This window comes from Umezawaea tangerina, assembly GCF_003002815.1.
GTDB classification, from domain to species: domain Bacteria; phylum Actinomycetota; class Actinomycetes; order Mycobacteriales; family Pseudonocardiaceae; genus Umezawaea; species Umezawaea tangerina.
Window position 1 is genome coordinate 138,687 of sequence record NZ_PVTF01000008.1, and the last position, 24,422, is coordinate 163,108.

Annotated in this window: 21 protein-coding genes; 16 read left to right on the forward strand and 5 right to left on the reverse strand. The window is 73.1% G+C overall.

Going from position 1 to position 24,422, the window contains the following annotated elements; translation table 11 throughout:
- The first annotated feature begins 5 nt into the window (after positions 1 to 5).
- Both CLV43_RS26195 and CLV43_RS26200 read left to right on the forward strand, forming a co-directional pair.
- Entirely contained in the window at positions 6 to 620 is a 615-nt protein-coding gene (locus CLV43_RS26195) for a TetR/AcrR family transcriptional regulator (RefSeq protein WP_106190021.1), read from the forward strand.
- A 98-nt stretch (positions 621 to 718) separates the two neighbouring features.
- Positions 719 to 1,780, forward strand: a complete 1,062-nt coding sequence (locus tag CLV43_RS26200; RefSeq protein ID WP_106190023.1) for an RNA ligase (ATP) — start codon at positions 719 to 721, stop codon at positions 1,778 to 1,780.
- Between the two features lie 55 nt (positions 1,781 to 1,835).
- On the opposite strand, the gene CLV43_RS26205 is transcribed toward CLV43_RS26200, so the two are convergent.
- Both CLV43_RS26205 and CLV43_RS26210 read right to left on the reverse strand, forming a co-directional pair.
- Positions 1,836 to 3,074 (reverse strand): FAD-dependent oxidoreductase, encoded by a 1,239-nt coding sequence (locus tag CLV43_RS26205; protein ID WP_245887003.1) that lies wholly within the window; start codon positions 3,072 to 3,074, stop codon positions 1,836 to 1,838.
- Entirely contained in the window at positions 3,071 to 3,511 is a 441-nt protein-coding gene (locus CLV43_RS26210) for a nitroreductase family deazaflavin-dependent oxidoreductase (RefSeq protein WP_245887006.1), read from the reverse strand. Before CLV43_RS26210 ends, CLV43_RS26205 begins: the two co-directional genes overlap by 4 nt.
- 76 nt (positions 3,512 to 3,587) lie before the next feature.
- Between CLV43_RS26210 and CLV43_RS26215 the strand changes: the two genes are divergently transcribed.
- Both CLV43_RS26215 and CLV43_RS26220 read left to right on the forward strand, forming a co-directional pair.
- Entirely contained in the window at positions 3,588 to 4,046 is a 459-nt protein-coding gene (locus CLV43_RS26215) for a MarR family winged helix-turn-helix transcriptional regulator (RefSeq protein ID WP_245887009.1), read from the forward strand.
- A 206-nt stretch (positions 4,047 to 4,252) separates the two neighbouring features.
- Positions 4,253 to 5,263 (forward strand): YdcF family protein, encoded by a 1,011-nt coding sequence (locus CLV43_RS26220; RefSeq protein ID WP_106190024.1) that lies wholly within the window; start codon positions 4,253 to 4,255, stop codon positions 5,261 to 5,263.
- Between the two features lie 9 nt (positions 5,264 to 5,272).
- On the opposite strand, the gene CLV43_RS26225 is transcribed toward CLV43_RS26220, so the two are convergent.
- Positions 5,273 to 6,181, reverse strand: a complete 909-nt coding sequence (locus CLV43_RS26225; protein WP_106190580.1) for a LysR family transcriptional regulator — start codon at positions 6,179 to 6,181, stop codon at positions 5,273 to 5,275.
- Positions 6,182 to 6,294: 113 nt separating this feature from the next.
- Here CLV43_RS26225 and CLV43_RS26230 point away from each other — a divergent pair, with 113 nt between their 5' ends.
- The 7 genes from CLV43_RS26230 (at position 6,295) to CLV43_RS26260 (ending at position 17,004) form a co-directional block, all read left to right on the forward strand.
- On the forward strand, positions 6,295 to 7,326 hold the full coding sequence (locus CLV43_RS26230) for an EamA family transporter (RefSeq protein ID WP_106190026.1): 1,032 nt from the start codon (positions 6,295 to 6,297) through the stop codon (positions 7,324 to 7,326).
- Positions 7,327 to 7,745: 419 nt separating this feature from the next.
- The gene (locus tag CLV43_RS26235; protein WP_106190027.1) at positions 7,746 to 11,078 is read left to right on the forward strand and encodes a serine hydrolase; all 3,333 of its coding nucleotides are present in this window, start codon (positions 7,746 to 7,748) and stop codon (positions 11,076 to 11,078) included.
- A 3-nt stretch (positions 11,079 to 11,081) separates the two neighbouring features.
- Positions 11,082 to 12,257 carry a M20/M25/M40 family metallo-hydrolase gene (locus tag CLV43_RS26240; protein ID WP_106190029.1) on the forward strand — a complete coding sequence of 392 codons (1,176 nt, stop codon included), beginning with the start codon at positions 11,082 to 11,084 and terminating at the stop codon, positions 12,255 to 12,257.
- Entirely contained in the window at positions 12,254 to 13,150 is an 897-nt protein-coding gene (locus tag CLV43_RS26245; RefSeq protein ID WP_211304562.1) for a GNAT family N-acetyltransferase, read from the forward strand. The genes CLV43_RS26240 and CLV43_RS26245 overlap by 4 nt, the downstream gene beginning before the upstream one ends.
- Positions 13,147 to 14,253, forward strand: coding sequence for an o-succinylbenzoate synthase (gene menC, locus CLV43_RS26250; RefSeq protein WP_106190031.1), 1,107 nt, complete (start codon positions 13,147 to 13,149; stop codon positions 14,251 to 14,253). Before CLV43_RS26245 ends, menC begins: the two co-directional genes overlap by 4 nt.
- Before the next feature lie 82 nt (positions 14,254 to 14,335).
- The gene (locus CLV43_RS26255) at positions 14,336 to 15,946 is read left to right on the forward strand and encodes a PucR family transcriptional regulator (RefSeq protein WP_106190033.1); all 1,611 of its coding nucleotides are present in this window, start codon (positions 14,336 to 14,338) and stop codon (positions 15,944 to 15,946) included.
- Positions 15,947 to 16,041: 95 nt separating this feature from the next.
- A complete protein-coding gene (locus CLV43_RS26260; RefSeq protein WP_106190034.1) occupies positions 16,042 to 17,004 on the forward strand; it encodes a Gfo/Idh/MocA family protein in 963 nt (320 codons plus the stop codon).
- Here the strand turns inward: CLV43_RS26260 and CLV43_RS26265 are convergent.
- Positions 16,997 to 17,848 (reverse strand): cytochrome c biogenesis CcdA family protein, encoded by an 852-nt coding sequence (locus CLV43_RS26265; protein ID WP_245887011.1) that lies wholly within the window; start codon positions 17,846 to 17,848, stop codon positions 16,997 to 16,999. The two genes, CLV43_RS26260 and CLV43_RS26265, sit on opposite strands and share 8 nt — an antisense overlap.
- Positions 17,849 to 17,850: 2 nt before the next feature.
- Positions 17,851 to 18,369: a redoxin family protein gene (locus CLV43_RS26270; protein ID WP_106190585.1), complete on the reverse strand. Its 519-nt coding sequence runs from the start codon at positions 18,367 to 18,369 to the stop codon at positions 17,851 to 17,853.
- 400 nt (positions 18,370 to 18,769) lie between these two features.
- Between CLV43_RS26270 and CLV43_RS26275 the strand changes: the two genes are divergently transcribed.
- The 5 genes from CLV43_RS26275 (at position 18,770) to CLV43_RS26295 (ending at position 24,378) form a co-directional block, all read left to right on the forward strand.
- Positions 18,770 to 20,062, forward strand: coding sequence for an extracellular solute-binding protein (locus CLV43_RS26275; RefSeq protein ID WP_106190036.1), 1,293 nt, complete (start codon positions 18,770 to 18,772; stop codon positions 20,060 to 20,062).
- Positions 20,063 to 20,154: 92 nt separating this feature from the next.
- Complete coding sequence (locus CLV43_RS26280) at positions 20,155 to 21,066, forward strand: carbohydrate ABC transporter permease (RefSeq protein ID WP_245887052.1); 912 nt, start codon at positions 20,155 to 20,157, stop codon at positions 21,064 to 21,066.
- Entirely contained in the window at positions 21,063 to 21,947 is an 885-nt protein-coding gene (locus CLV43_RS26285; RefSeq protein WP_106190039.1) for a carbohydrate ABC transporter permease, read from the forward strand. The genes CLV43_RS26280 and CLV43_RS26285 overlap by 4 nt, the downstream gene beginning before the upstream one ends.
- A gap of 2 nt (positions 21,948 to 21,949) precedes the next feature.
- On the forward strand, positions 21,950 to 23,359 hold the full coding sequence (locus tag CLV43_RS26290; protein WP_245887013.1) for a GH1 family beta-glucosidase: 1,410 nt from the start codon (positions 21,950 to 21,952) through the stop codon (positions 23,357 to 23,359).
- Positions 23,356 to 24,378, forward strand: a complete 1,023-nt coding sequence (locus tag CLV43_RS26295; protein WP_106190041.1) for a LacI family DNA-binding transcriptional regulator — start codon at positions 23,356 to 23,358, stop codon at positions 24,376 to 24,378. The genes CLV43_RS26290 and CLV43_RS26295 overlap by 4 nt, the downstream gene beginning before the upstream one ends.
- The last annotated feature ends 44 nt before the right edge of the window (positions 24,379 to 24,422 follow it).

The following is a 24,422-nucleotide window of genomic DNA, read 5'->3' on the forward strand; positions in this document are numbered from 1 at the left end:
GGTCCATGGCAACGCGCGGTTACCGGTCGTCGGTGCGGGCCCGGCACGCCGAGGACACGCGGCGCTCGATCGTCGAGGCGGCCGCGGAGCTCTTCGCCGAGCAGGGGTACGCGCGGACCAGCGTGGCCGCGGTCGCCGCCGCGGCGGGCGTCGCGCTGAACACCGTCTACACCAGCGTCGGCGGCAAGTCCGCGCTGATCATGGCGATGAGCGAGGACGGCGGCGAGGACACCACGGCCGTGGAGACCGTGCGGCGGATCGTCGAGTCCGACGACCCGCGGGAGATCCTGCGCATCACCGCCCGCGGCACCGGCGAGGTGCGCCGCGCGCGCTGGACGCAGGTCGGGATCCTGCTCGACAACCGCACCTCCGACCCGGACGTCGCCGCCGCGGCCGACCTCGCCACCGGGATCGTGCGCGACCGGCTCGACCGGGTGGCCGCCAGGCTCGTCGAGATCGGCGGGCTCGCACCCGGCCTGACCGAGCGGCGGGTCGGCGACGTCCTGTGGTTCTACTTCGGCTTCGAGGCCTGGCGCACCGCGCGCGGCTTCGGCTGGGACTGGGACGAGGCCGCCGAGTGGCTCGCCGCGCAGGCCGCCGCGGCGCTGCTCCCGTCCTGATCGGACGGTCCGGGTCCGCGTATTTCGGTCGTTCCGGGGTGGTCGACCGTGGTTCCATCTTCCCGGCATACCGGTGATCGAGTGATGGGGGCGGACCAGTGGAGCGGATCAGCGCGACCACCACCAGCCGGAGGCTGGCCACGGTGGAGACCATCCGCGAGATCGCGGGCATCCCCGGCGCCGACGCGATCGTGCGCGCACGGGTCCGCGGGTGGGACGTCGTCGTGCGCAAGGACGAGTTCCGGGTGGGCGACGCCTGCGTGTACTTCGAGGTCGACTCGATGCTCGACGTCGAGGACCCGAGGTTCGCGTTCCTGGCGCCGCGCGGCGTGCGGACCGATGTGGACGGTCGGCGCGGCCACGTGCTGCGGACGGCGAAGCTGCGCGGCCAGTACTCGCAAGGACTCGCGGTGCTGCTGTCGGCGTTCCCGGAGCTGGCGGGGGCCGAGCCGGGTGAGGACGTGACCGCCGCTCTGGGCGTGGTGAAGTGGGACCCGCCGCTGCCGGCCGAGCTGTCCGGCCAGGTGCGCGGTCCCCGGCCCGGCTGGATCCCGGCCACCGACGAGGAGCGGATCCAGAACGTGGCCGCGGTCCTGGAGTGCCCGGCGCGCTGGGTCGCCACGGAGAAGCTGGACGGCACGAGCGTGACCGTCTACGTGGACCCGGAGTCCGGTGTGGACGGTGTCTGCTCGCGCAACTACGACCTGCTTCCCGCCGACGGCAACACGTTGTGGCGACTGGCGCGCGAGGGGGACCTGCACGGGCTGCTGCGCGGCTCGTTCCCCGGCAGGCGGGCCGCGGTGCAGGGCGAGGCGTACGGGGCCGGGATCCAGGGGAACCCGTTGAAGCTGCGGGACCAGCGCTTCTCCGCGTTCACGCTGAGGGTCGAGGGCGCCGAGGTCCCGCGCGGCGAGTGGCCCGAGTGGGCGCTCGCGCTGTCCGTGCCGGTGCGGGAGGAGTTCTCCTTCCCCGCCACGGTGGACCAGGCGCTGGGCGACGTGGACGGGATGAGGTCGGCCGTCTCTCCGGACCGGCTGGCCGAAGGGCTGGTGTGGCGGGCGGGCGACCGCGCGGAGGTGGAGCTGGCCGACGGCCAGGTGGTGCGGGCGTCGTTCAAGGCCATCTCGAACCGGTTCCTGCTCAAGCACCAGGACTCGTAGGACCACTGGGCACGGGGCTGGTGCCACAGCCCCGTGCCCAGTGCACCCGGACGGCTTACCCCGCGGTGACCTGGTCGGCGGTGAACAGCGGCAGGTCGAGCCGCGGTGGCCTGGGGCCGTAGGCGTTGGCCTTGGCGGCGCGGGCCCGGACACCGGGCAAGGCGGTGATCCAGCGCAGGAAACCCGGTGGTGTCAACGGTTTTCCGCGCTCGCGGCTGCGGGCGATGCGGCGTTCGATCCTGGTCTGCTGGGCCTGCACCACGTCGATCGCGGGCTCGCGTTCGGCCTGGATCGCGGCGAGCACGGCCGGGTCGACGGTGCCGTGGTCGCGCAGCGCGGGCACGAGCCGGTTGGCGGTGGCGACGGCGTCCTGGATGGCCATCAGGATCCCGTTGCCGCCGACAGGGGAGATCACGTGCGCCGCGTCGCCGATGAGCAGCAGCCCCGGCCGGTGCCAGCGGTCGACGCGGGCGATGTCCACCGACAGCAGGGTCGTCTGGGAGAACTCGCGCAGCTCGTGGACGCGGTCGGCCAGCCACGGCACGCGCCGCGCGACGAAGTCGCGGATCGGGGCGACCCCGGCGTCGCGCGCGGCCGGGTAGCCGCCCTTCGGGAGGGTGCAGCCGACCTGCCAGTCGTCCGTCCCGCCGAGCAGGCCCACGTACTGGTCGCGGCCGAAGTACAGGTCCACGTCGGCCTCGGGCGGGTCGGCGGGGTGGCGGGGCAGGCGGAACCAGAGCAGGTCGCTGGAGGCGCCGAGGCTGTGCGCGGGCAGCCCGGAGAGCTTGCGCGTCTTGGAGAACCGGCCGTCGGCGCCCACGACGAGCCGGGCGGACAGCGTCTGCTCGCCCTGCTTGTCCCGGTAGCGCACGCCGGTGACGACACCGTCCTCCTCGACCAGGCCGGTGACCTTCGCGCCGAGCCGGAGCGTGAACGCGGGCAGGCGGGCGGCCTCGGTGGCGAGGAAGTCCAGGAACCTGGCCTGCGGCATCAGCGCGACGTAGTTGAACCTGGTGCGCAGCTTGCCGTAGTCGGCCGTGGTGATGGACGTGGTCGGGGTGTGGAACCGGAAGTACCGCGCGGGGTGGTGGGGCAGCCGCAGCAGCGCGTCGGCCAGGCCGAGGTCGTCGAGCAGCTCCAGCGTGTACGGGTGCAGCGAGTCGCCGCGGAAGTCGCGGTCGAAGTCCTGGTGCGACTCCAGCAGGGTGACCGGGACGCCCGCGCGGGCCAGCAGCAGCGCCAGCACCACGCCGCCGGGGCCGCCGCCGACCACGACCACGTCGGGCTCGCTCACGACCGGTCCTCCAGCCGGAACACCGCGATCGAGCCCAGGTGCGCGGCGATCTCCTCGACCGGCGCGTCCGGGGCGACCGGGAACGCGCGCAGCGCCCACGGCACGGTCACCGCGTTCAGGTAGGTCGACACGACGCTCGCCGCCTCCTCGCCCGCCGCGGGCACGGCGGTGCATGGCCTGCTCTCCCCGCCCGCGAGCACGGTGCACTCCGGGGCCGCGGCCAGGTTGCGCACCCAGTCGCGGCCCGTGTCGGGGGAGACCAGGTAGTGCCGGTCGTGCAGCCGGGTCACGCCGATCGGGGTGTCGCGGGGCTCGCCGCTGCGGCGGCCGCGGGTGCGCACGACCCGCAGCGCGTACCCGGCCTCGGGCACCGGGTCGGCGGGCGAGCCGAGGATCCGGGCCGCCATCTGGGTGTTCATCGTCCGGGGGTCGGTCACGCCGTGCTCCTCGTCGTCGAGTGGTCGCTAGAGAGTCTAGCTAGTTTGTCGAGCGACCGCTCTCTAGACTGCGGGGGTGGACGAGCGTGATCCCGACATCGCGATGGACATCAGCCGGTCGCTCCGGGACCTCCTGCAGGCCGGACGGGGTGTGCAGGCCACCCTCGCCCGGAGGCTGGGCGTCGGCGTCACCGACGTCCAGGCGGTGAGCCACCTCGTCGAGAGCACCGAACCGCTGGGCACGGTGGAGCTGGGCAACCGGCTGGGGATCAGGTCGGCGTCGGCGACCGTGCTGGCCGACCGCCTGGAGGCCGCCGGGCACCTGAGCAGGCACAGCCACCCCGACGACCGCCGCCGCGTCGTCCTGCGGCCCACGGACTCCGCGCGCGCCGAGGTGCGGGCCGCGCTGGCGCCGCTGCTGGTGTCGCTGGCCGACGTCGTCGCCGGCCTCGACGACGAGCAGGCGGTGGTGGTGCGGGACTTCCTGCGCGACGCCACCCGTGCCATCGGGGACTTCACCGACCCGACCGGGTGATCACCGCCGTGCGGTCCGGCCCGCGCGCGACTAGCGTCTGCCCATGATCACCGGCACTCCCGGTCCGGCGGCGCAAACCGGGACCGGTGGCACGTGCCCCGACCGGATGACCGACCATGACGGACGGTGCGGGCGACGTCGTCCGACCATGGGAGGCCGATCGTGAACCGTCCTGATGAGATCGACCCGGTGGGGGGAGTGCACGGATGACCGCGGTGAGCGTCTTCGCCTACGCCGTCGCGCTGGTGTGGTCGCTGTTCTTCCTGGTCAGCTTCCTGCGCGACCGGCGGCTGCTGCGCAACGGCGTGTACCTGGTGCTGGCACTGGTGTTCTTCGCCTTCGGGCTGCTGACCACCCTGGCCTCGCTGTCCACCGCGGCCGCGAACGTCGTGCTCGTCGTGGTGGTCGTGCTGATCCCGCTGCTGATCATCGGGCTGGCGGTCTTCCTGGTGGGCAACGGCGTGACGATGGTCCGCAAGGAGGGCTTCCGGCCGGTCAACCTGCTGTCGATGCTCGCCGGGCTCGGCATCATCGGCTACGTGGTGTTCACCCTGGTCGCCGCCCGCATCGACTGGGCGCCGCTGGGGGTGTTCAGCGGCGCGGTGACCGGGGTCCTGTTCTACCTGTCATTCCTGTTCGCCTGCTTCCTGCTGTACTCGTTCGTCTACGGCAGGATCCGCCCCAAGCGCGACGTCGACTTCGTCGTGGTGCTGGGCGCGGGCCTCAACGGCGCCAAGGTGCCGCCGCTGCTGGCGAGCAGGCTCGACCGCGGCCGCAGGGCGTTCGACGCGGCGGTGGCCAAGGGCAGCAGCCCGGCGCTGGTGACCTCGGGCGGTCAGGGGCCGGGGGAGGAGGTGCCCGAGTCGCACGCGATGGCCGACTACCTGGTGGCGGGCGGCGTCGACCGCGACCGCGTGCTGCTGGAGGACAAGTCGACCACCACGCTGGAGAACCTGAGCCTGAGCGGCGCGATCATGTCCGAGGTGCGCCCCGACTACCGGTGCCTGGTCGTCACCAACAACTTCCACGTGCTGCGCGCGGCTCTGCTGGCCCGCAAGGCGCGGGTCAACGGGCAGGTCATCGGCGCCCCGACGGCCTGGTACTTCTGGCCGAGCGCCACGATCCGCGAGTTCGTCGCGATCCTGGTGGAGCACTGGCTGCTCAACGGGATCGTCTGCCTGCTCATCGTCGTGTCGGCGGTGCTGCCCTCGATCTGAGCCCCGCGCTCAGGAGCCCGCGCGGGCCAGCCGCAGTCCGTGGTGGAGGCCGTCGCGGAACGCGCGCGGGGCCGGGTGCAGCGCGGCCCCGTGGCGGACACCGGTGAACAGCCGCCTGCGCGGCCGCCCCGGCAGGTGGTGCAGGCCCACGGTGCGCGGCCGGTCCGTCCACACCAGATCGGGCAGCAGCGTCGCCGCGTGGCCGGTCTCCACGAGGTGGACCTGGAGCAGCAGGTCCGAGCTCTCGAAGCGCACGTCCGGGGCGAACCCCGCGTCGTGGCACAGGGTCCTGGCCCAGCGGCCGGTCGGGCTGTCGGGCGGGTCCAGCACCCACGGGGTGTCCGCCAGGTCCGCGAGCGACGCGTGGGCGCGGCTGTGCGGGCCGGTGGCGGGCAACGCGATCCGCATCTCGTCGAACGCCAGGTCCTCGGTGTCCACACCGGACATCGGCGGGTGCGGCTGACCGGGGTACTCCTCGCCGAGGACCAGGTCGAAGTCGTGCGACAGCAGGCCCGCGAACGCCCCGCCCGCGTCCTGCTGGGTGATCTCCACCCGCAGGCCGGGATGGCGTTCGGCCAGCAGCGACAGCGCCGCCGGGGCCAGCGCCAGCAGCACGGACTGGAACGAGGCGACCCGCAGCGTGCCGGTGACCTCGGTCAGCGACGCCGCCAGCTCGGCCTCCGCGACCTCCAGGTGGCCGAGGATCGCGTCGGTGTGGGTGACCAGGATCCGGGCCTGCTCGGTGAGCCGCACACCGCGTCCGACGTGCTCCAGCAGCCGCACACCCGTCTCGTTCTCCAGCTGCGCGAGCTGCTGCGAGATCGCCGACGGGCTGTAGGACAGCGCGCGGGCCACCGCGGCCAGCGTGCCGCGGCGTTCGAGCTCGCGCAGCAGGCGCAGGCGGTGGACGTCGAGCATCACGGCCCCTCCGGTCAGTTCCGCTTACCAGTATCGCGCAGAAACGTTCGCTGGACGAACTGATCGGGATGACCGAGCGTGGACGGCGTGACCCACTCCCCGCGCACGACGACATGACCACCCCCGTCCGCACGCCCACGGCCGTCCTGATGGTGCTGGGCTCCAGCGTCTCGCTGCAGTTCGGCACCGTGCTGGCCGCGCACCTGTTCCCCGTCACCGGCGCCCTGGGCGCCACGGTCCTGCGCCTCGCCCTGGCCGCCGCCGTGCTGCTGGCGGTCTCCCGGCCCGGTGTGCGCCGGTGGACCCGTGCGCAGTGGCGCGCGGTGGTGCCGCTCGGGCTGAGCCTGGCGGGCATGAACGGGTTCTTCTACGCCGCCATCGACCGGATCCCGCTCGGCACGACCGTCACGATCGAGTTCCTCGGCCCGCTGGCGCTGGCCGCGGTGCTGTCGCGGCGGCCGCGCGACTTCGGCTGGATCCTGCTGGCCGCGACCGGGGTGGCCGCGCTGGGCTGGTCCGGCGACGGCGGCCCGACGGGCGCGCTCGACCCGTTGGGCGTCGTGTTCGCCCTGTGCGCCGCGGTGTTCTGGGCGCTGTACGTCCTGGCCGGCGCCCGCACCGCCGCGGTCGTGCCGGGTCACGGCGGGCTCGCGGTGGCCATGGCGGTGGCCGCGGTCGTCGTGCTGCCCGGCGGTGTCGTCGGAGCCGGTGAGGTGCTGGCGCAGCCGCACCTGCTGGTGTCCGCGCTGGGGCTGGCGCTGCTGGCGTCGGTGGTGCCGCACTCGCTACAGCTGTCGGCCCTGCGCGTGCTGCCGCGGCCCGTCTTCGGCGTCCTGCTCAGCCTGGAGCCCGCCGTCGCGACCCTGACCGGCCGGCTGCTGCTCGGGCAGGACGCCGGGCCGGTCACCGCCGCCGCGGTGACCGTCGTCGTGCTGGCCAGCGCCGGCTCGACCCTGTCGGCGGCCCGGCAGCAGGAGCGCACCGCCCGCGAGCACGAACAGGCCCAGCGCGACGACGTTGAGCACGCGGTCGACGCCGTCGTACACGTGGAGGTGCTCCAGGTGGTAGGCCAGGTGCAGCACGCTGAACACCAGCCAGGCCACGCCGGCGAGGCGGACCGCGAACGCGTTGGCGGGCCGCGATGACACCGCGGCGCTCAGGGCGGCCAGCCCCAGGTACATGGCGCCGACGTCCTTCACCAGGTGCTGGTTGTAGGGGCCGAGCGGCGGCAGCCAGTGGTGGCCGAAGCCGGGGAACGTCGTGTACCAGGAGACGGGAGCGCAGTAGGCCCAGCCGCCCACGAGAAGACCGGTGACGGCCAGGGCGAGCAGCAGCGTGCGACGTGCGGTCGTGGACATGACCACTGGACGACGTGGCACCGGGGAACGTGACGGGCGGGCCGGGTTGTGCCGTCCGACAGGGCCCACCGGTGCGATTCGTGCGAGTGGACGAACACCCGCGGCCCGCGGCCCGACAGCATCGGAGGCGGACCCGCGGTGACCCCGCGGCGGCGGGGTGCGCCCGGCCGCCGCGGACCCCGTTCCGCACACCCGAGGAGGATCCGGTGACCCGACGCCAGCGCATCGACGACCTGACCGCGTTCGCCGTGCCGGAGCAGCCCGCGCTGTCGCCGGACGGCACGCGGATCGTCTACGTGCTCCGCACCGTCGACGCCGAGGCCGACCGGAACGTCCGGGCGCTGTGGACCGCGGGCACCCGCGACGGCGCGCCGCGGCAGCTCACCCGCGGGCGGTCGGACTCGGCGCCGGCGTGGTCGCCGGACGGCACCCGGATCGCGTTCCTGCGCTCCCAGGACGGTCCCGCGCAGGTGTGGCTGCTCCCGGCCGACGGCGGGGAGCCCGAGCAGGTCACGTCGCTGCCGCTGGGCGCCGGCGCGCCGGTGTGGAGCCCGGACGGGACGCGGATCGCCTTCGGCGCCGCCGTGGACCTGCACGCCGCCGACGGCGAGGACGACCGGGCGCGCACCCGACGGGCCGGTGCGCCGATCGTGGTCGACCGCCTCGACTACCAGGCCGACGGCGCCGGGCTGCTGCGCACGATGCGCCGGCACCTGCACGTCCTCGACCTCGCGACCGGCAAGACCGAGCGGGTCACCGAGGGCGACTGGCACGCGGGCGACCCGGCGTGGTCGCCGGACTCGACCAGGCTCGCCTTCAGCGCGGCCACCGGGCCCGACGCCGACCTGGCGTTCCGGTCGCCGGTCCACGTCCTCGACCTCGCCGACCGCACGGTCGAGCCGGTCGGCCTGCACGAGGGGTTCGGCGGCCCGGTCACCTGGACCGCCGACGGGTCCGCGCTGCTCGTGGTCGGCACCGCGGGCGCGCCGACCGGCCACGCGGGGCTGCTGCGCGTGCCGCTGGACGGCGGTGACGTGGTGGACCTGGCGAAGCCGCTGGACCGCAACGTGATGCCCGGCGGTCCCGGCTACCCCGGCGCGCTGCCGCGGCTGGTCGATGACGGCCGGACCGCGCTGTTCTGCGTCCGCGACCGCGGCTGCACGCACCTGTACTCGGTCCCCGTCGACGGCGGCGACCCCGTCGCGGTGCTGGCCGGCGCGGGTCGGGTGGTGGCCGGTCTGTCCACCGCGGACGGCACGGCGGCGGTCGTGCTCGCCACCCCCGAGTCCTTCGGCGAGATCGTGACCGTGGACCTGGCCACGGGCGAGGAGACCGTGCGGACCGAGCACGGCAAGCTGTCCGAGGTGGACCTGTTCCCGCGCGTCGAGCGGGAGTTCACGATCTCCGACGGCACCGTCGTGCACGGCTGGCTGGTCGGCGGCTCGACGGAGCCCGGCCCGCTGCTGGTGGACGTCCACGGCGGTCCGCACAACGCGTGGAACGGCGCGGCCGACGAGGCCCACCTCTACCACCAGGAGCTGGCCGCGCTCGGCTGGACCGTGCTGCTGCTCAACCCGCGCGGCAGCGACGGCTACGGCGAGCGGTTCCACACCGCCGCGCTCGGCGCCTGGGGCGAGGCCGACGCCAAGGACTTCCTGGAGCCGGTCGACCAGCTCGTCGCCGAGGGCGTCGCCGACCCGCGACGGCTGGCCGTGGCCGGGTACAGCTACGGCGGCTTCATGACCTGCTACCTCACCAGCCGCGACACCCGGTTCGCCGCCGCGGTGGCGGGCGGTGTGGTCAGCGACCTCACCAGCATGGCGGGCACGTCCGACAGCGGGCACTTCCTCGCCGAGCTGGAGCTGCGCGCCCTGTCGTGGGACGACGGCGAGCGCTACGAGGCGCTGTCGCCGATGGCGCGGGTCGACCAGGTGCGCACGCCCACGCTGGTCCTGCAGGGCGCCGCCGACGTGCGCTGCCCGATCGGCCAGGCCCAGCAGTGGCACGCGGCGCTGCGCGAGCAGGGCGTGCCGACCCAGCTGGTGCTCTACCCCGAGGGCAGCCACCTGTTCATCCTCGAGGGCCCGCCGTCGCACCGGATCGACTTCAACCGGCGGATCGCGGACTGGGTGCGGCGGTACGCGGGCGACGTGGTCGGGCCGCGCCGCCCCCGGATCGACACCGCGCACTGGCAGCGCAGGCTGTCCGCGCTGGCCGCGCGCCACGACGTCCCCGGCGCGGCGCTGGGGATCCTGCGGCTGCGGCCGGGCGGCGACGACGAGCTGGTGGAGGTCGCGCACGGCCTGCTGAACACGGTGACCGGGGTCGAGGCGACCACCGACTCGGTGTTCCAGATCGGGTCCATCTCGAAGGTGTGGACGGCGACGGTCGCCCTGCAGCTCGTGGACGAGGGCCTGCTCGACCTGGACGCGCCGATCGCCGACGTGCTGCCCGAGCTGCGGCTCGCCGAGCAGGACGTCACCAAGAGCGTGACCATGCGGCACCTGCTGACCCACACCAGCGGTATCGACGGCGACGTCTTCACCGACACCGGGCGCGGCGACGACTGCCTGGAGAAGTACGTGGCGCTGCTGGCCGACGTGGCGCAGAACCACCCGATCGGCGCCACCTGGTCCTACTGCAACTCCGGTTTCTCGCTGGCCGGCCGGGTGATCGAGAGGATCACCGGCAAGACCTGGGACCAGGCCGTGCGCGACCGGCTGTTCACCCCGCTCGGCCTGAGCCGCACCGTGACGCTGCCCGAGGAGGCCCTGCTGCTCCGCGCCGCGGTCGGCCACGTCGGGGACGGCGACGACCGCACGACGGCACCGCAGTGGGGCCTGCCCCGCTCGCTCGGACCGGCCGGGCTGATCACCTCCTCGGTCGCCGACGTCCTCGGGTTCGCCCGGATGCACCTCACCGGCGGTCTCGCGCCCGACGGCACCAGGGTGCTCGGCGAGGCGAGCACCGCGGCGATGGCCGAGCACCAGGCCGACGTGCCGGAGAAGTTCACCCTCGGCGACTCGTGGGGGCTGGGCTGGATCCGGTTCGACTGGGACGGCCGCAGGCTCATCGGCCACGACGGCTCCACGATCGGCCAGAACGCGTTCCTGCGGGTGCTGCCCGAGGAGGGGCTCGCGGTCGTGCTGCTCACCAACGGCGGCCACACCCGCGACCTGTTCGTGGACCTGTACCGGGAGGTCTTCGCCGAGCTCGCCGGACTCGCCGTGCCGCCCCCGCTGGAGCCGCCCGCCGAGCCGGTGTCCGTGGACGCCGACCGGTACCTGGGCACCTACGAGCGGGCCGGGTCGCGCCTGGAGGTGCTGGACGGGCCGGTGCTGCGCACGACCGTCACCGGGCCGCTGGCCGCCCTCGTCCCGGACGTGACGCAGGAGTACCCGATGGTCGCGGTCGCGGAGGACCTGTTCGTCGTGCGGGACCCCCGGATGCGAACGTGGACCCCGGTCTGGTTCTACGCGCTGCCGACGGGCGAGCGGTACCTGCACTTCGGCGTGCGCGCTACCCCGAAGGTGGGCTGACACATGGATCACGCGCTCGTCTCCCGGATGCGGGAGCTGCTGCCGGAGATGCTCGCCGACATCGAGGAGCTGGTGGTCTGCGAGTCGCCGTCGGCCGACCTCGCCGCGGTCGCCGCCAGCGCCGACGTAGTCTCGCGGGTGGGGGAGAAGCGGCTGGGGGTGGCGCCGGAGCGGATCGTCGTGGCGGGCCGCACCCACCTGCGCTGGGCGTTCGGCGACGGGCCGTCCACCGTGCTGGTGCTCGGGCACCACGACACGGTGTGGCCGCTCGGGTCGCTGGCCACCCACCCGTTCACCGTGGTCGACGGGGTCATGCGCGGGCCGGGCTGCTTCGACATGAAGGCCGGGGTGGTGATGGCGATGCACGCCATCGCCGCGCTGCCCGACCGGTCCGGGGTGACGCTGCTGGTCACCGGGGACGAGGAGATCGGCTCGCCCACCTCGCGGGACCTCATCGAGGAGGAGGCGAGGGGCCGCGCCGCCGCGCTGGTGCTGGAGGCCTCCGCCGACGGCGGCGCGCTCAAGACCGAGCGCAAGGGCGTGTCGCTCTACCAGGTCAAGGTCAAGGGTCGGGCCGCCCACGCGGGCCTGGAGCCGGAACGCGGCGTGAACGCCACCGTGGAGCTCGCGCACCAGGTGCTGGCCGCCAACGGGCTGGCCGACCCCGCGCTGGGCACGACGGTCACGCCCACGGTGATGTCCTCGGGCACCACCGGCAACACCGTGCCGGCCGCGGGGGAGTTCTCCGTGGACGTGCGCGCCGCACTGGTCGACGAGCAGCTGCGGGTCGACGCCGCGCTGCACGCGTTGGCGCCGGTCCTGCCCGAGGCGGAGCTGGAGGTGGTCGGCGTGCCCAACCGGCCGCCCCTGATGGCGTCGGCGTCCTCGGCGCTGTTCGACCACGCCGCCGAGGTCGCCGCCGGGCTCGGGCTGCCGCCGTTGACGAGGGTCGCGGTCGGGGGCGGGTCGGACGGCAACTTCACCGCGGGCGTCGGCACGCCCACGCTCGACGGGCTCGGCGCGGTCGGCGGCGGCGCCCACGCGGCGCACGAGCACGTGCTGGTGGCCGAGCTGCCGGGCCGGGCCGCGCTGGTGTCGGCGTTGGTGGCCCAGCTGCTCGACGGCGGGCGGTCGAACTCGACCAACTCGCCCGCCTCCGATGGTGCGGGCAGACCATGACGGGCGTCCGCGCGGTGGCGACGATGGTCGGTGTGAACGACCAGGAACGCGCCGAGGCCGCCGCGCGCGCCGCGGCCACCGCCGCCGGTGTCGAGGTGCGCGACGTGACCGACCTCGACGACCTCGACGCGGTGTACCGGCTCTACGACGGGATCTGGCGCCCCGACCCGACCAACCCGCCGGTGACGACCAAGCTGCTGCGCGCACTGTCCAAAGTGGGCAACCCGGTGACGGGCGCGTTCGACGGCCCGGTGCTCGTGGGCGCCTGCGTCGGCTTCTTCGGCGCGCCGGGGGACCGCGTGCTGCACAGCCACGTCGCCGGGGTGTCGTCGGCCGCGCTCGGCCGCCACGTCGGGTTCGCGCTCAAGCTGCACCAGCGGGCGTGGGCCATGGCGCGTGGCGTCCGGATGGTGGAGTGGACCTACGACCCGCTGGTCGCGCGGAACGCGCACTTCAACATCACCAAGCTCGGCGCCGTGCCGGTCGAGTACCTGGCGAACTTCTACGGCGGCATGGACGACGGCATCAACGGCGGTGACGACAGCGACCGGCTGCTCGTGCACTGGGACCTGGCGGCGGAGCCGGTCGGGCGGGCCGGTGCCGGTCCGCGACCGGCCGCCGACGCCGAGGCGGAACGGGCGCGCGGAGCGGTGGTCGCCCTCGGGCGCTCCCCGCTCGGGCTCCCCATCCCCGGTACGACCGACGGCACGACGCTGCTGGTGGCCGTGCCGCGCGACGTGGAGGCGCTGCGGTCGACCGATCCCGGTCTGGCGAAGGAGTGGCGCGGAGCCGTGCGCGCCGTGCTCGGCCCCGCGCTGGCGGGCGGGGCGCGGATCACCGGGTTCGACCGCACGGGCTGGTACGTCCTGACGAACGGGAAGGGCAACTCATGAAGCTGACCGGAGTGGAGCTGCGCCGGGTCCGGATGCCGCTGGTGGCGCCGTTCCGCACGTCGTTCGGCACCCAGAACGCGCGCGACATCCTGCTGCTGCGCGTGGTCACCGACGAGGCGGAGGGGTGGGGCGAGTGCGTCGCGATGTCCGACCCGCTCTACTCCTCGGAGTACGTCGACGCCGCCGCGGACGTGCTGACCCGGTTCCTCGTCCCGGCGCTCGCGGCGCACCCCCGGCTCGACGCGAACGCCGTGGCGCCCGTGCTGGAGCCGTTCCGGGGGCACCGGATGGCCAAGGCGGCGCTGGAGATGGCCGTCCTGGACGCCGAGCTGCGGGCCGAGGGGCGGCCGCTGTCACGCGAGCTGGGCGCCACCCGCGACCGGGTGCCCTGCGGGGTGTCGGTCGGGATCATGAACTCGGTCGGCGAGCTGCTCGACGCCGTCGGCGGGTACCTCGACGCCGGGTACGTGCGGATCAAGCTGAAGATCGAGCCGGGCTGGGACGTCGAGCCGGTGCGCGCGGTGCGCGAGCGGTTCGGCGACGACGTGCTGCTCCAGGTCGACGCGAACACGGCGTACTCGGTGTCCGACGCGCGGCACCTCGCCCGGCTCGACCCGTTCGGGCTGCTGCTGATCGAGCAGCCGCTGGAGGAGGAGGACCTGCTCGGGCACGCCCAGCTGGCCAAGCTCATCAGCACCCCGGTGTGCCTGGACGAGTCGATCACCTCCGCCCGCTCGGCCGCCGCCGCCATCGCGATGGGGGCCGCCGCGATCGTGAACATCAAGCCCGGCCGGGTCGGCGGGTACCTGGAGGCGCGGCGGATCCACGACGTGTGCGTGGCCCACGGCGTGCCGGTGTGGTGCGGCGGGATGATCGAGACCGGACTCGGGCGGGCCGCGAACGTGGCGCTGGCGGCGCTGCCCGGCTTCACCCTGCCGGGCGACACGTCGGCCTCGGACCGGTTCTACCGCACCGACATCACGACGCCGTTCGTGCTCGACGACGGCCACCTGCCGGTGCCGACCGGGCCCGGTCTCGGCGTGGAGCCGCTGACCGACGAGCTGGAGGCGGTGACCACCTCCACCGAGTGGCTGCCCCTCTGATCGTCCCCCGGTACGGGCGGGAGGCCGGTTTTCGTCCGCTCCGACGAACCGCTCGGCCACCGGTGGGCCTAGTTTCGGGGCCGTGACCCCGCGACCCCACGCCGGCCTCGGCCGAGTCCTCGACGACCTCGGCACGACGCTGCTGGAGCTCGTCCTCGGCCACCCCGACCGGTCGCGCGCCATCGGCGGCGTCGTGATCCACGACCCGCTGGACGACGCCGTGCCGCCGCCGAACGCGCTCGTGCTCGGCGTGGGGCTCGGGGACCCGGCGGCGATCGCCGACCTGCTGCGCTCGTTGGGCCCGCGGGCCGCCGTGGGGCTGGTGGTGCGCTCGCCCGTGCCCGTGTCCGAGGAGCTGGCCACCGCGGTCGAGCGGTCCGGCGTGGCGCTGCTCGGGCTGACCCGCGGCGCCTCGTGGGCGCAGCTGGCCGCGATGCTGCGGGCCCTGCTCGCCGAGGACGACATCGGCGGCGTGGGCCCGGAGACGTTGGGCGGCATGCCCTCCGGCGACCTGTTCGCGCTGTCCAACGCCGTCGCAGCGCTCCTGGACGCCCCCGTGACGATCGAGGACCGCGGGTCGCGCGTGCTCGCGTTCTCCGGGCGCCAGGACGAGGCGGACAAGTCCAGGGTGGAGACGATCCTGGGCCGCCAGGTTCCCGAGCGGTACTCGCGGGTGCTGGCCGAGCGCGGGGTGTTCACGGTGCTCTACCGCACCGACCAGCCGGTGTACATCGAACCGGTCACCCAGTCGTCGCTGCCGCGCGTCGCGGTGGCCGTGCGCGCGGGCGACGAGGTGCTCGGCTCGATCTGGGCGGCCGTGCGGCAGCCGCTGAGCGCCGAGCGCACGCGGGCGCTGGTCGACGCCGCCAGGCTGGTGGCGCTGCACATGCTCCGCATCCGCGCGGGGGCGGACGTGGAGCGCAGGCTGCGCACGGACCTGCTCAGCACCGCGCTGGAGGGCGGGCCCGGCGCCCGCGACGCCCTGGACCGGCTCGGGCTGGCGGGCCGTCCGGTGGTCGTGCTGGCGATGGCGACCGCCGATCCCGAGCGGCCGACGGCCACCGAGCCCGCGCTGGCCACCGAACGGCAGCGGCTCGGCGACGCGCTCACCATGCACCTGAGCGCGCTGCACCCGCGCTGCGCCACCGCGCTCATCGGCGACGTCACCTACGGCCTGGTGCCTTCGACCCCCGACGGCGAGCAGCGCGCCCTCACCATCGCCTCCGACTTCCTCGACCGCGTCGGCGACCGCACCCGTGCCGTGATCGCGGTCAGCCCCGTCGCGGCCGAGACGGCCGAGCTGCCCGCCGTCCGCGCCACCGCCGACCGGGCCCTGCGCGTCCTGCGCGCGGGCGGCACCCGCCGCACCGCGCGCCTGGCCGACGTCCACGTGGAAGCGCTCGTGCTGGAGCTGCGCGACCTCGCCGCCGCCCAGGGCGACCGGCCGACCGGCGCCATCGCGAAGCTCATCGACTACGACACCCGGCACGGCGCCCGGCTCATCGAGACGCTGCGCGCCTGGCTGGACGCCTTCGGCGACGTGATCGCCGCGTCGGCCGCGGTCCACGTCCACCCCAACACCTTCCGCTACCGGCTACGGCGGCTCGCGGAGATCGGCGAGCTCGACCTCACCGACCCGGAGGCCCGCTTCGCCGCCATGCTCCAGCTCCGCGTCCTGTCCTCCGCGCCCTAGGTCATCGTGGGGGATGAACCCCTGCCCGCGTTCGGCTCCCGGGGCGACACGGGTGCGGCGGTCGGGTCGTCGGACGCGGATGACAGGCTGGTCGCATGGGTGAGCACAAGCGGGTGAGGTTGGGCGTCGTCGGGCTCGGGGCCATGGGCGGCCGGGTGTTCGACATCGCCGTGGGGCATCCGGACTTCGGGGTCGTGCGCGCGGCGGACGTCCGGCGGGACGCGGTCGACCGGGTCGCCGCGGCGCACCCCTCCGTGGTGGTGAGCACCGACCCGGCCGACGTCGTCGACGCGGCGGACGTGGACGCGGTCTACATCGCGACCCCGCCGTCGTTCCACGCGGACCTGGCCGTCGCCGCGCTGTCCGCGGGCAAGGCGGTGTTCTGCGAGAAGCCGCTCGCGGTCAGCCTGTCGGACGGCCGCCGGATGAGCGACGCGGCGGCGTCGAGCGGTCTGGCCACCGCCGTCAACTTCGCGCTGTCGGACCGCGATGTCGTGCTGGAGCTGGAACGCAGGCTCCGCGCGGGCGAGGCGGGCACCGTCCTCGGCGTCGACGTGCGCCTCCAGTTCCCGAAGTGGCCGCGCGCGTTCCAGGCCGACGCGCTCTGGCTCGACGGCCGGGAACAGGGCGGCTTCGTCCGCGAGGTCTTCTCCCACTTCGCCTACCTCACCGACCGCCTCCTCGGCCCGCTGCGCGCCGTGGACGTCAGCGCCGACTTCCCGTCGTCCGGCAGCGAGACCACCGCTCGCGGCCTGCTGCGCGCGGGCGAGGTCCCCGTCCACTTCAGCGGCCTGTCCGGCGTGGCGGGCCCCGAGGTCTACGAGTGGACCCTGTGGGGCACCGAGCAGTCCTACCGGCTACGCCAGTGGACCCACCTGGAGATCTTCACCAACGACACCTGGACCCCTTACGACCCCGGCCTCGCCTCCGGCTCCGACGCCACCCGGCTCACCCTCTTCGCCCAGGCCGTCCGCACCGGCTCCGCCCCGAACCTGGCCGACTTCCCGGTGGCCTACCGGGTTCAGGAGGCCGTGGAGGCGTTCCACGCGGTCAGCTGACGTCGGCGGAGTGCTTCACCCTGCGCCGCCCCAGCACCACGGCCCCCACCACCAGGACCGCCAACGCCCCCGCCAACGGCAGCGGTCCCAGCGAGTCGACCCACGAGGCCAGGAGCTCCTGGACCCGTGCGGCCGCCTCCACCACCGGGTCGGCGGCCGGTCCGGTGCCGAGGAACAGTCGGAGCTCGTACACGCCGTAGTAGCCGACGTACGCCCCGACGACCACCAGCAGCGCCCCGCCCGCCCGGTTCACGTGCGGCAGGAGCCTGCGCGCGCCGGTGAGCACGCTGGTGCCCGCCAGTGCGACGGCGGTGGCGAGCACGCCGACCACGAGCGCCATTCCCGCGGCGTAGGCGAGGTAGGCGAGCACACCGTCCACAACGGACCCGTGGCGGAAGGTGGTGCTGGTGACGGCGAGGAACGGGCCGATGGTGCACGAAAGGGAGGCGGTGGCGTAGGCGAGGCCGTAGCCGAACATGGAGCGCAGCCGGGCGGTGGGGGCGCCGCGGCCGGACTTGGGGAGCAGCAGGGTGGGTTCGCGGCCGGTGAGCATGACGACGCCCAGTGCGAGCAGGCCGAGGCCGATGAGGACGGTGACGGCGGGCAGGTAGCGCTGGACGGAGGTGGCGAGCGGGGCGATGACGAGGCCGAAGGTGCCGAACACGGTGAGGAAGCCGAGCGCCATGGTGGCGGTGGCGGCGAGCGCCCTGGCGACCGCGCGCGGCCTGCCGTGCTGCTCGTCGCCGAGGACCACGAGGGTCAGGTAGGCGGGGAGCATGGCGAAGCCGCAGGGGTTGAGGGCGGCGATGAGGCCCGCCGCCAGTGCGAAGCCGAGGGTCTCCACGGTCAGGCGCCGGTGAGCTTGGCGACCCTGGCGAGGATGTCCTCCTCGGTCGGGCTGCCGATGATCACGTCGGCCTTGCCCGAGGCGTCGATGAACGCGAACGCGGGCTGCGCGCTCACGCCGAACCGCCGCCACACCGACGCGTCGAGGTCGGCGATGTGCTTGAAGCCGTTCATGTCGTACTTGGCCACGAAGTCCTTCATCGCGGGCAGTTGGTCCTGGGCGGCGACCCCGACCCAGGTCACGCCCTTGCTCTGCGCGGCGATCCTCGCCACGGTGGGGGCCTCGCGGTTGCACGACGGGCACCACGGCGCCCAGAACCACAGCACGGCGGGCTTGCCCGCGAGGCTCTCGCCGGAGAAGTCCTGGTCGTCGACGGTCCGCGCGGTGAACCGGAGCTGCTCGGAGGCGGTGGACACGGCCGCGGCGGGCACGGGAGGGGTGGGCTCGGCGGGTTTGCCGCACGCGGCCACCAGGGCGAGCGCGGCGAGCACGAGGCCGAGGGACCGGATGTGCTTCACGTCGACAACCTCCTGCGCGGTGGACGGGGGACCACTGCGCACTACGTGGTCGAGGACCGGCAGGTTCACCTGCAGCCTGACTTGCGGCGAAAGTCGGGTGGCAGATCGTTGCCACGGCCATTTTTGACCTGTAATACCTGGTCAACGTCCTGGGAGCGCTCTCGGAGCGGCTAACCGACCACCTCGGGGTTACGTGTAGCTGACCGTGGTGTACAGGACATAACCGCAGCTCAACGACATGTGACGTCCGGATGACCTTTGTTGGTAACAGGCTGGACACAAGTGCTTGACACCCAATAGTGGTGCCGACCACACTTCGCCACCTGGGAGCGCTCCCAGACTCGCACCGCCTCACTCCCGAGGCTGCCGAGCACCGCCGCCCTCAGCAGAGGAGTTCTTCGTGCCGTACCGCTCTAGCCGATGGGCCATCGCACTGGCCTGTACCGCCGCGCTCGCCGCGTCCGCCGCCTGCGGGTCGAGCGGTTCGTCCGGGGGCACCACCGCAGACGGCAAGATCGAGCTTACCGTCGCCACCTTCAACGAGTTCGGCTACGAGGACCTGCTCCCGGAGTACGAGAAGGCCCACCCGAACGTCAAGGTCGTCGCCCGCAAGACCGGCAAGGCGGACGACCACCACCAGAACCTGTTCACCAAGATCGCCGCGGGCTCGGGTCTGTCCGACATCGAGGCCGTCGAGGAGGGCTACCTCCCGCAGGTCCTGTCGAAGGCGGACAAGTTCAACAACCTCCTGGAGATCGGCCCGGCCGACGTCAAGCCGGACCGCTGGCTGGCGTGGAAGTCCGAGTCGGCCACCAAGAACGGCTCGTTCATCGGCTACGGCACGGACATCGGTCCGCTGGCCATGTGCTACCGCAAGGACCTCTTCGAGGCCGCCGGACTGCCTTCGGATCCTGCCGGTGTGAAGGCGATCTTCGCGACCTGGGACAGCTACTTCGCCGCGGGTGAGCAGTTCAAGGCCAAGACGGGCGACAAGGCGTGGTTCGACAGCGCCGCGCAGGTCTTCAACGCCATGGTCAACCAGGAGAAGGTCGGCTACTACGACGCCAGCGACAAGCTCGTCGTCGACACCAACCCCGACCTCAAGTCCGACTGGGACAAGGTGACCGCCGCGGTCGCCAAGGGCCAGTCCGCCAAGCTCGTCGCGTTCAGCAACGAGTGGAACACCGGCTTCAAGAACGCCGCCTTCGCCACGAAGACCTGCCCGTCCTGGATGCTCGGCGTCGTCGAGAAGCAGGCCGGTCCGGAGAACGCGGGCAAGTGGGCCGTCACCGACGCCTTCCCCGACGGCGGCGGCAACTGGGGCGGCTCGTTCCTGACCGTCCCCAAGCAGAGCAAGCACCCGAAGGAAGCCGCCGAGCTCGCCGCGTGGCTGACCGCCCCCGAGCAGCAGATCAAGGCGTTCACGGCCAAGGGCACGTTCCCGAGCCAGGTGCAGGCCCTCACCTCCCCGGCGCTGCTCGACCAGACCAGCGCGTACTTCGGTGACACCAAGGTCGGCGCGCTGTTCGCCGAGCAGGCCAAGAAGGTCCCGGCCGCCCAGCCCAAGGGCCCGGCCTCGGGCACCATCCAGGACAAGGTGTTCAACTCGGCGCTCCAGGCGGTCGAGCAGGGCACCAGCGTCGACGACGCCTGGAAGCAGGCGGTCGAGGGCGCCCAGAAGGCAGCCAAGTGACGGCTGACCTCACGGAGGTTCCGAGCGGGCGGGGCGTCGAGCCCCGCCCGCCCGTCCGCCGTGAGCCCCCCGAAGAACACCCGAAGCTCCCCCTGCGCGACCGGTTGACCCGGCTCGACGTCAAGTTCACGCCGTACCTGTTCATCGCGCCGTTCTTCGTCCTGTTCGCGGTGATCGGCCTGTTCCCCTTGCTCTACACCGGTTACGTCTCCCTGTTCGACTGGGAGCTCGGTGGCGACGAGCACCCGTTCGTCGGCCTCGGGAACTACACCGCGCTGCTGGCGGACGACCAGTTCTGGAACGCGCTGTTCAACACGGTCAGCATCTTCGTGCTGTCCAGCGTCCCGCAGATGATCACCGCGGTCCTGCTGGCCGCGTTGCTCAACACCGCGCTGCGCGCGCGGACCGCGTGGCGCATGGGCGTCCTGCTGCCGTACGTGGCCAGCCTGGTCGCGCTCGCCATCATCTTCAGCAACCTGTTCGGCAAGCAGTACGGCCTGATCAACACCTTCCTCGAGGGCGTGGGCCTGAGCCCGGTCGACTGGCAGGGCAACTGGTTCGCCAGCCACGTCGCCATCGCCACGATGGTGAACTGGCGCTGGACCGGCTACAACGCGCTGATCGTGCTGGCCGCCATGCAGGCCATCCCGCGCGAGGTGCACGAGGCCGCGCTGGTCGACGGGGCGGGCGCGGTCCGCCGGTTCGTCAGCATCACGCTGCCCCTGCTGCGCCCGACGATCATCTTCGTGGTCATCACGTCGACCATCGGCGGCCTGCAGATCTTCACCGAGCCCAAGCTGTTCGACCCCGCGGGCGGCAGCGGAGGCGGGTTCTCCCACCAGTACCAGACCGTCGTGCTCTACCTGTACCAGGCCGGTTTCCAGGACTTCGACCTCGGCTACGCCTCGGCCATGGCCTGGATCCTCTTCCTGGTCGTCCTCGTCATCGCCGCCGCGAACTTCTTCCTCACCCGGCGGATCGCGTCAACCGGGGAGTCCGAATGACCGCGCTCACGACCGCGCCTCCGGTGCGCAGGCCGGGCCGCAGCAAGCGGCTGAAGGCCTCGACCCTGTTGGAACGCCCCAACTTCGTGGTGTACGGGATCCTGATCGCGTTCATCCTCGGGTCGGCGTTCCCGTTCTACTGGTCGTTCCTGGTGGCCAGCTACGACGCCAACGTCTTCACCGGCGACGTGCCGCTGATCCCCGGCGGGAACTTCCTCGTCAACGCCAACAGGGTCGTCGACTCGATCCCGTTCTGGAAGGCGCTGGGCAACAGCGTCGTCGTGTCCGGCACGGTCACGCTGTCGGTGGTCCTGTTCTCCAGCCTGGCGGGGTTCGCCTTCGCCAAGCTCCGCTTCCGCGGCAGCAAGGGCCTGATGCTGTTCGTCATCGCGACCCTCGCGGTGCCGACCCAGCTCGGCGTCATCCCGCTGTTCATGGCGATGGCCGAGTTCGGCTGGTCCGGGACGCTCGGCGCGGTGATCGCGCCGAACCTGGTCACCGCCTTCGGCGTGTTCTGGATGCGGCAGTACATCGTCGACGCCGTCCCGAACGAGCTCATCGAGGCGGCGCGGATGGACGGGTGCAGCCTGCTGCGCACCTTCTGGCACGTGTGCCTGCCCGCGGTGCGACCCGCCGCGGCGATGCTCGGCGTGTTCACGTTCATGCAGTCCTGGAACGACTTCCTGTGGCCGCTGATCGTGCTCAACCCCGAGGACCCGACCATCCAGGTCGCGCTGGAGAAGCTCCAGTCCGGCTACTACGTCGACTACTCGCTGGTGCTCGCCGGAACCACGATGGCCACGGTCCCGGTGTTGTTGGTCTTCCTCGTACTCGGGCGGCAGATCGTCGCCGGGATCATGCAGGGCGCTGTGAAGGGGTAGTTGTGGACCAGATTTCCTTTCCCGAGGGGTTCCTGTGGGGCGCGGCCACGGCCGCTTTCCAAGTGGAGGGATCGACGACCGCGGACGGTCGCACCGACTCCATCTGGGACGCGTTCTGCCGGTTGCCCGGCGCGATCGTCGGCGGCCACACCGGCGAGCCCGCTGCCGACCACTACCGCCGCGTCGAGCAGGACGTGAAGCTGATGGTGGACCTGGGCCTGCAGGCCTACCGGTTCTCCATCGCCTGGCCGCGGGTCCGCCCGGACGGCGGCGAGGTCAACCAGGCGGGCCTGGACTTCTACGGCAGGCTCGTGGACACGTTGCTGGCCAACGGGATCAAGCCGTGGGTCACGCTGTACCACTGGGACCTCCCGCAGGCGCTGGAGGACAAGGGCGGCTGGGCCGAGCGCGACACCGCCTACCGGTTCGCCGACTACGCGACGACGGTCGTGGAGTCGCTCGGCGACCGGGTCACCTCCTGGACGACGCTGAACGAGCCGTGGTGCTCGTCGTTCCTGGGCTACGCGGCGGGTGTGCACGCGCCCGGACGCCGTGAGCCCAAGGCGGCCTTGGCCGCGGTGCACCACCTGCTGCTCGGCCACGGCCTGGCGACGTCCGCGATCCGGGCCGTCCAGCCGACCGCGGAGGTCGGCATCACGCTGAACCTCTACCCGGTGTTCGCCGCGGACCCGTCCAACCCGTCCGACGTGGACGCCGCGCGCAGGCTGGACGCCATGCAGAACCGGATCTTCCTCGACCCGGTGCTGCGCGGGTCCTACCCGGCCGACGTCGTCGAGGACTTCGAGGAGTACGACTTCCTCGGCAACGTCCGCGAAGGCGACCTGGAGATCATCTCCGCGCCGCTGGACATGCTCGGCGTGAACTACTACACCGAGTACAACGTCAGCAGCGTCGCCGACGGCGAGGGTCCTCCGCCCCGCAACGGCAGGCGGCAGAGCGGCTCGCCGTGGGTGGGGCTGGGCGACCTGTCCTTCCCCGGCCGCGACCTGCCCCGCACCGACATGGACTGGGAGGTCCAGCCGGTCGGGCTGACCAAGGTGCTGCGCAGGCTGCACGACGAGTACCCGCGGCTCCCGCTCTACATCACCGAGAACGGCGCCGCCTACCGCGACGAGTTCGACGGCGACGGAGGGGTGCACGACGCGGAGCGGCTCGGGTTCATCGACGGGCACCTGCGGGCCGCGCACGCCGCGATCAGCGAGGGCGTCGACCTGCGCGGCTACTTCTGCTGGTCGCTGCTGGACAACTTCGAGTGGGCCGAGGGGTACGCGAAGCGGTTCGGCATCGTGCACGTCGACTACGAGACCCAGGTCCGCACCCCGAAGGCCAGCGCCCACTGGTACGCGAAGGTGACCAGGGACAACGCGCTGGCCGCCACGGGTGGCCAGTGACGGATGTAGCGAGGAACCGGCGCCCCGGCCCGCGGCTGGAGGAGGTCGCCCGCGCGGCCGGGGTGTCCCGTTCCACGGTTTCCAGGGTCATCAACGAGGAGCCCTACGTCAGCGCCAAGGCACGGGACGCCGTGCACCAGGCGATCGGGGCCCTCGGGTACAGCCCGAACCAGGCGGCCAGGACCCTCGCGGGCAACAGGGCGAACTGCATCGCGCTGGTCGTGTCGGAGCAGGGCAGCCGCGTGCTGTCCGACCCGTTCTTCGCCGGGGTGCTGCGCGGGGTGCACGCCGAGCTCGCCGGGCGCCGCGTGCAGCTGGTGCTGATGATGACCCAGCAGGACGACGAGCAGGACCTCGTCGGCTACCTGGCCGGAGGGCACGTCGACGGCGTGCTCATGGTCAGCCTGCACGGCCAGGACCCGTTGCCGCTCAAGCTGTCCGAGGCCGGGGTGCCGATCGTCGTCGGCGGCAGGCCGCTGGTCGGCGACGGCATCCGGTACGTGGACTCGGACAACTTCAACGGCGCGCTGGAGGCCGCCCGCTACCTCGTGTCGACGGGGCGGCGGCGGATCGCCAGCATCGCCGGGCCGCGGGACATGGCGGTCGGGATGGACCGGCTCAACGGCTGGCGCCGCGGCATGGCCGAGGCGGGTCTGGCCACGGACCTGGTCGTGCACGCGGACTTCACGCCGGACGACGGCGCGGCCGCGATGGCGGACCTGCTCGCCCGCGAGCCGGACCTGGACGCGGTCTTCGTGGCCGCCGACATAATGGCACTCGGCGCGTTGCGGGTGCTGCACAACAAGGGCCGCCGCATCCCCGACGACGTCGCCGTCGTCGGGTTCGACGACCTGATGATCGCCTCGACCGCACTGCCGCCGCTCACCACGGTCCGGCAGGACGTCGAGCAGCTGGGCCGCACGATGACGTGGTGCCTGCTGGGCCAGCTCGCGGGGGAGGAGGGCCTCCCGCCCTCCCTGCTGCTGCCCACCTCGCTGGTGATCCGCTCCAGCGCCTGAGACCCCGCCCGCCGCGCGTACCCCGATCTCGCGCGGCGGGCGGT